Consider the following 4,753-nt stretch of genomic DNA (forward strand, 5'->3'; position numbering starts at 1 on the left):
TCATTATAGTTTTTAATACTGACTGTACTGAGTTGAGAAAATAAAGGAACTTCTCTTGCTGATTCCATTGTAGTCTCCTAAATAAATAGTTCGGTCAATACATAAAGCTACATGTATGAGATTTATCATGGTCATCAACGTGACTTTCGCAGGCGCTTAAATTCTGCGCTAAAACAGTTAAATGTGTTTCGAGTGCATGATGAATTTCTTGATCATATTCTTTACTTTTTGAACTCGATAAAGTTAAATAACTTTCAACAATTTCATTCCATTTCAATAGTTTTTTCTGAGTTGACTCTGAGGTTTCATCATGTCTCAAGATATCTTGCACAGCTTTATGAATACGATAAGTAGCTGTTAGTCTATCTTCTTCAACTAAAGAGAGTGCTCGAAGTGCCTCTAGCGCTTCATCGATGTAAATTTCACCTTCATCTTCGGGTAGCCATTTTCCTAATAACGCTTTAGGAATAGCCACTTCGGGGGCTAAGTAACTTGCTGCCAATAATACTCTCGTAGCCCGCTCAAAAACTGCTGCCGTTTCACAAATTATTTTGACTTGTTCCAAGGACAATTCCACGACCATTTTCATGGTGGCTGCATATTGACAAGGATCGCCTTCGATTGCAGATTGTCTGTCATGAATATTAGTCACGGCTCGAGTTAATACTAAGGGATAGCGATCTAAAGTTTTCGCTAACACCTCAGCATCGGCTTCTGTGATCGTTTCTTTGAGTACTCGCCGTAGGTAAAGCTTCGCATCATCCAACGTGAATACATCTAAAATTATCTTGCTTATCGAGGGTCCAAATTTTAGGCTATTTCGTGTAGTGATCAAGACATCTATTTCTCGTTGTTCAAAATTTTCGGGTAAAAAAGGTTTTACAAATTTGTAATTGGGCGCATCATCAACGATCACCAACCCTCGCCCTTTTGATGCGAGTCTCTCATAAATTAATCTATGTAAGGGCTCGCCTTCGAGCTGATTTACTGGTAATCCTAGCGCAAGACCTAACTCAACGAATTGAGAGGAGAGATTAGCTTTTACTGTTTGAAGATCTCCCCCTTTCATCCAAATGATCCAGTTATAATTTTTTTCTCTAAATTGTAATCGCGCAAAGTAATTGGCTAATTGAGATTTTCCTATGCCACCGGTTCCTGCAATTTGTAAAATATTTTTATCTTGATTACGTCGTGCTTGAAGCTGTTTTAATTCCTGTTCTCGTCCTATGAAATGATCAAATGGGGGCGGTAAACGATACAACGGGCTGAACGTTTGTTCGGGAATGCGAAAGACAATGCGAATACCGGTTTTTTTAATATTTAATTGCTTTACTACTAAAGGATTTTCGTTCAAAAGACTAAATAGAGATCCCTTTTCTTCTTGAGACATCGACGCAGGATTATGTTCGCCCAAAAGATTTAATAAATTAACAAGGGATTTTTCGTCCAGAGGTTGTTCAATGACAATTTCCACGGGCTGCTGTTTTATAGTCAAAGTATGCCCTGAGGAATTGATTTTTTGTTTTTCGGAAGATATATGTACAACGCTAGAATCCACTTTTTTAAAAAAAACTCCAGCCGCATTAATAGCTGCATCATTAGGTGGTGCGTAAGAAGTTGCAATTTCTAAGATCGGCCTCAGGTGAACAATAATTGTGTCTTTATAATTTTCAATACTGACTGTGCTTAGCTGAGAAAATAAAGGCACTTCGCTTGCTGATTCCATTGTTGTTGTCTCCTAAATAATTCTGTTAATGCATAAAGTTGCCAGTGTAAGTATAAATTAATTATTTTCAGGTCTGTCTCCTGCTATCTGCAATATTGTCATGGCTAATAATTCATCCCTTTCATCTGCTAACATTAAAGGTATAATGCCTTTTCTGATGTTGATTTCATTTTCATTGCTTCCGTAAGCTTGCTAATTGGGTCGAAATTGTTGAGAATTCTCAGGTTCTTCAATTACTAATATTGATAGCAGTCTTTCGATTTTTTCCGCTGAATTAGCGGCTTCAATTATTTTTAATCGAAGTGCTTCTGCGTCAGGATGATGATTAATCTCCAAGCTTTTATCGATACAGTTTAGCGCTTCATTCCAATTTTGATTTAAAAAATAACAACGTGCAGATTGGTAAAAAATGGCCCCTAGTAAATTAGCATCAAGAGATTGTTGAGCTAATTGATTCAAAAAAACAAGCGCTTGTGAATGCTTTCCTAAAGCGCATAGATTTTTAGCATAAATAATTTTCTCGCGTGCCTCCAGAGTTTCAACTGCTAATGTGTTTTGGACTTTCCCAAGTAAATTCAGGTAATTTTCGCGCGCTTTATTCAATTCTTCAAAAACCAATTTAGCATCTAAATCGTTATCAAGTGATAGAGCCGTTGCAATACAATCTTCAGCAGCATCAAATTCATAAGTGGCAATATGGCATTGAGCTTTTAACATCAATGCTTGTGGCTGAGCAGGATTTGTTTCGATTAATAAGCTAAGTACTTTTATTGCGGTCTCTATCTGTTCAAGATTATAGGAATATTGCGCCACCTCAAAAGCAAGTGTTGTATGTAGTGGCATCATATCTTCGCTGATAAGATCAAGAATCGTCTCTTGAGGAAGAGCTGGCGCTTTCCTTAATACCGAATTGGTAGACTTAATATCAGAAGATTCGAGACAAGCTTTAATAGCTTGATCTAAAAGTTTCTGGCAGGTTATTACGGTATTATCATTTTCACCAAAGAATCCTTTTAAACTCTTTACTGCTGTTTCTAAGTATTCCTTAGCTATTTGCGGAATGCCACAGGATAAATTGGCTTCACCTAGATTCATACAGCAACGTCCCACTTCCATATGCCTTTCACCCAAAGTGGCTTTGATGATAGGCAAGGCTTCTTCAAAATTCTTTTTAGCGCCCCATGAATCACCACCTGACAAGGTTGCCATCCCTAAATTTTGCAAACACCTCGCTACATCAGCATGCTTTTCACCCAGGGTGGCTTTGAGGATAGGTAAGGCTTCTTCCAAATACTTCTTTGACCGCTGAAAATTACGATACACCCAGTCGGCTAATCCTAGATTCATCTTGCATAATCCGACGTCTGAATGTCTTTTGCCCACGGTGTATTCGAGAATCATTAAGGCCTCTTCCAAAAGCTCCTTTGCCCCTTGAACATCACCACAGGACAAGGTAGTACTCCCTAAATTCATCATGCAACGTCCTACATCCGCATGCGTTTCACCTAAATTAGATTTCAAAATAAGCAACGCTGACTCCAAACATTTCTTTCCACTCTGTAGATCACCACAGCTTATTTTAGCCATGCCTAAGTTTGTCAAACACGCACCAATATTCGGATGATTTTCACCCAGGCTGGCGTTGAGGATAGGCAAGGCTTCTTCCAAATACCTCTCCGCACCCTGTGGATCACCGCAGGAAAATGCGATTGAACCTAAATTCCCCAAACACCGCCCCACATCTGCGTGGTTTTCACCCAAAGTGGTTTTGAGGATCGGTAAAGCAGTCTCCAAATGCACCTTACCACTTCGTGGATCACCGCTGAAGCTGGTGGCCAGGCCTAAATTCATCCAACATTGACCTACCGACGCATGTTTTTCGCCCAGTGTGGCCTTGAGAATCGGTATGGCCGCATCTAAAAACTTCTTTGCTCCTCGTGGATCACCACAGGTGAAGATAGCCAATCCTAAACTCCCCAAACATCCTCCAACACTCGAATGCTGTTTACCTAAACTGGCTTGGAGGATTGGTAAAGCTTCTTCTAAATACCTCTTTGCAGTCTGCGGATCACCGCAGAATAGGGTGACCGAACCCAAGTTTGACAAACACCTCCCTACAGTCGCATTTCCTTTACCTAGGGTGGTTTTGAGAATCGGTAAGGCTGCCTCCAAGTGCGCCTCCGCGCTTTGTGGATCGCCACACGAGCAGATTGCCAATCCTAGATTCATCCAACATTGCCCCACCTCTGCGTGGAGATCACCCAGCGCGGCTTGAAGGATTGGTAATGCCTCTTCCAAATACTTCTTTGCACCCAATGGATCCCCGCAGGATAGAGTGGTTGCTCCTAAACCATTCAAACAATCTCCTTCATACGCGGTATTTCTTGTTGGCATTTGTCGACAGCATCGAAGAGCATTTTCAAAATATGATTTAGCAGTTGTCTCTTTTCCTTGGAAGCTTGAGGCAAGACCTGCTCTCCGATACATAAATGTCTCCGCCTCAAGGAAAGCATCCGTGCGTTGTTGTCGACTCAAATGCTGAGCTAATGCGATCATATGCACTTCGAGGACTTTATATTTTTGTTCGTCAAGCGCTCCTAACGCTCCTAACTTTGAATCTAAGACGTTTAAGTACCTTTCGACTTCTTTATGCCATTGCAATAGTCTCCGTTGTGTTATCTCTGAAGTTTCCTCGAGTCTCAGCGTATCTTGCACAACTTGGTGAATACGATACGTTGCAATTTGACTATCTTCTTCCAGCAAAGAAAGTGCACGTAGTGATTCTAAAACATCATTGATTTGATTTTCCGTTTCGTCATCAGGCAGCCATCTTCCTAGTAATCCTTTAGGAATTGCAGATTCGGGAGCCAAATATGTCGTAGCCAATAAAATTCTTTTTGCACGCTCGAAAGCATCCTCTGTTTTACAGATAGTTTTGACTTGCTCTAATGACAATTCCACCACCGCTTTCATGGTGGCTTCAAATTTTCTTTGTCGTTTTTGATGCTCGAGTTGGTAAGGATCATC

The 4,753-nt window shown here is 40.5% G+C and carries 2 protein-coding genes; both read right to left on the reverse strand.

The window, feature by feature from the left end; genetic code table 11:
* Positions 1-94: 94 nt before the first annotated feature.
* Complete coding sequence (locus K2X50_08540) at positions 95-1,726, reverse strand: ATP-binding protein (protein ID MBX9587290.1); 1,632 nt, start codon at positions 1,724-1,726, stop codon at positions 95-97.
* Positions 1,727-1,918: 192 nt separating this feature from the next.
* On the reverse strand, positions 1,919-4,753 hold a 2,835-nt coding region (locus K2X50_08545), incomplete at its 5' end, for a tetratricopeptide repeat protein (GenBank protein MBX9587291.1).

Source organism: Gammaproteobacteria bacterium, from assembly GCA_019748175.1.
Taxonomy (GTDB): domain Bacteria; phylum Pseudomonadota; class Gammaproteobacteria; order JAIEPX01; family JAIEPX01; genus JAIEPX01.